The organism is Streptomyces sp. IBSBF 3136 (genome assembly GCF_036815105.1).
Taxonomy (GTDB): Bacteria; Actinomycetota; Actinomycetes; order Streptomycetales; family Streptomycetaceae; genus Streptomyces.
In genome coordinates, this window is record NZ_JAJSZC010000335.1 from 1 (window position 1) to 2,304 (window position 2,304).

Genomic DNA, 2,304 nt, shown 5'->3' on the forward strand with positions numbered 1-2,304 from the left:
CGACGGGGGCGGACCGGACCCGGGGGGGCGGGTCAGGGTCCCGGTGGGGTCAGACCAGGGACCCGTACAGACCGGGACGGCGGTCTTTCAGGTACGGGTTGGCCTCGCGGGAGGCGGCGAGGAAGGCGGGGTCGACGTCGGCGACGATCAGTTCCTCCCCGCGGCCGGCGCGGCTGCGGGCGATCCCGTCGGGCCCGGCCAGTGCGGAGAGCCCGAAGAACTCGAACTCGCCCTCCGCGCCGACCCGGTTGACGTACGCGACGTACATCTGGTTCTCCCAGGCACGCACCGGCACCATGGACTCCGCGACGAACTGGAACGGGTGCATGTTCGCCGTCGGCACGACGAGCAGGTCGGTGCCGGCCAGGGCGTGGGCGCGCGCGTTCTCCGGGAACTCGACGTCGTAGCAGATCATGATGCCGACGGTCAGGCCGCCCAGCCGGGCCTGGACGAGCGACTGCTCGCCCGGGGTGAAGTGGTCACGCTCGGCGCAGCCGAAGAGGTGCGTCTTGCGGTAGTTCGCGAGCCGGGTGCCGTCGGCGGAGATCAGCTGGGCGGAGTTGTACACCGTCTCGCCGTCGCGCTCCGGGTAGCCGTAGGCGATGGCCAGACCGTGCCGGCCGGCGATCTCCGCGACGGCGTCGGCGGAGTCACCGTCGGCGGGCTCCGCGAGGCGTGCGATGTCGTCGCCGATCGCGTACCCCGTGAGGAACATCTCCGGCGCGGCCAGCAGCGCGGCGCCCGAGGCGGCGGCCCGGCCCGCGGCGGCGTCGAGGACCTTGAGGTTCTCGGCGACGGAGCCGGGGCGGCCGGAGCTCTGGAGCAGGGCGGTGCGCATGCGGGGTCCTCACCGGGGAAGCGGGGTTCTGGGTGGCCGGGCCGGGTTTTCGGGTGCCACGAAGACGGTACGGTCGCCGCGCTCGGCCGGACAAGAAGGAGCCGTTGCGCGCCTGTGCGCGGTTCGTTGCGTGACAGGCGGGCGGGGCGGCGATTCGTTGCGTGCGGGCGGCGCCGGTTCCGGTGTCGGGAGCGGTTCCGGTGACCGGGGGCGGTTCCGCTGCCGGGGGGGATTCCGGTGCCGGGGTGCCTACAGTTCGCGCAGCCGCTCCATGATCTCCCGCAGCAGTCCCGGATCGGTGGCGGGGCCGTCGGCCGTGACGCGGCGCGGCTCGCCGATGCGGACCAGGCCCGCCTCGGCCAGGTCACCGAGCAGGACCCGCAGGACGGTCAGGGGCAGATCGGCGTCCGCGGCCAGCTCCACGACCGGTCGCGGGCCGCGCCTGATCAGGTCGAGCAGCGCGGCACGCGCGTGGTCGACGTCCGGTCCCGGTGTCGCGGTGTCCAGTGCGCTGACCGGGGACATGAGGTCGATGGGGTGCGCGCCCGAGGGCCGGGTGCGGCCGCGGGTCACGGTGTACGGGCGCACCATCGAGCCGGTCTCGTCCTCGTACCAGTGCTCGTCGCTCACCGGGGGATCAGGAGGCCGAGCGGGTGGCGGCGTCCAGGTGGCGGCCGAGGCGGCGGACGAGCAGGGCCATCTCGTGGGCGAGCTGTCCGACGTCGGTGCGCGCCTCGCTGAGCACGGCGAGGCGGCTGCCGTGCCCGGCGGGGGTGATGAAGAGGTAGGCGTCCTCCAGCATGACCATGGTCTGCCGCACCTCCCCCGCCTCGAAACGCTCCCCCGCCGAGCGGGCGAGGCCGTGGAAGCCGGAGCAGACGGCGGCCAGGTGCTCGATGTCCCGTCTGCGCATGCCGTCCGAGCTGCTCAGCGGAAGGCCGTCGGCGGTGAGCAGCACGGCCTGGCGGACGTGGTCCGTACGGGATACGAGGTCGTCGAGCAGCCAGCCGAGGTCCGTGCCGGGCGCGCCGGCGACCGGGGACGGGTTCTCGGGGTTCTGGTCGTCACCGTGCATCGTCGGTGTCCGTCCCTTCGTCGGCGTGGGTGGTCACCGGGTCCGCGTCGGTGATGTCGGTGGTGCCGGTGGTGTCGGTGACCGGGTCGCCGCCGTCGGGGAGGCGGGCGGCCCCGGTGGGTGCGTGCGGGCCGTCGGCCGCCGTAAGGCCCTTGCGGCCGCGGTCCAGGCCGCGCTGGAAGGCGCCGAAGATCGCGCGCATCTCGTCGGCGTCGACCTCGCGCACGGGTGCCGCGGCCCGGGGCGGCGGCTCCTCGCGCAGTTCCCTGGCGAGGGAGGCCTGGCGGGTGCGGGTGGGCAGCGCGGGGGCGCCGGGGGCCCCCCGCCCCGGCCCGCCCCCGCTCCCCCACCGACAAGGCACACCCCCCCACACCTCCCCCCCCGCCGCCCG

At 75.0% G+C, this 2,304-nt stretch carries 3 protein-coding genes and 1 pseudogene; all 4 read right to left on the reverse strand.

Annotation, left to right across the window (positions count from 1 at the left end; all coding sequences use genetic code 11):
• Positions 1-49: 49 nt before the first annotated feature.
• Entirely contained in the window at positions 50-838 is a 789-nt protein-coding gene (locus tag V7E45_RS38020; RefSeq protein ID WP_333778842.1) for a carbon-nitrogen hydrolase family protein, read from the reverse strand.
• A 249-nt stretch (positions 839-1,087) separates the two neighbouring features.
• Positions 1,088-1,468 carry a DUF742 domain-containing protein gene (locus tag V7E45_RS38025; RefSeq protein WP_333778843.1) on the reverse strand — a complete coding sequence of 127 codons (381 nt, stop codon included), beginning with the start codon at positions 1,466-1,468 and terminating at the stop codon, positions 1,088-1,090.
• A gap of 7 nt (positions 1,469-1,475) precedes the next feature.
• Positions 1,476-1,913, reverse strand: a complete 438-nt coding sequence (locus V7E45_RS38030) for a roadblock/LC7 domain-containing protein (RefSeq protein WP_333778844.1) — start codon at positions 1,911-1,913, stop codon at positions 1,476-1,478.
• Positions 1,903-2,304: pseudogene (locus V7E45_RS38035) on the reverse strand (hypothetical protein); the annotation flags it as partial. The pseudogene V7E45_RS38035 and the gene V7E45_RS38030, both read right to left, overlap by 11 nt.

Bases quoted from the DNA above. Each gene is read 5' to 3' on its own strand.
- V7E45_RS38020 (WP_333778842.1), bottom strand. From the start codon at position 838: ATGCGCACCGCCCTGCTCCAGAGCTCCGGCCGCCCCGGCTCCGTCGCC.
- V7E45_RS38030 (WP_333778844.1), bottom strand. From the start codon at position 1,913: ATGCACGGTGACGACCAGAACCCCGAGAACCCGTCCCCGGTCGCCGGC.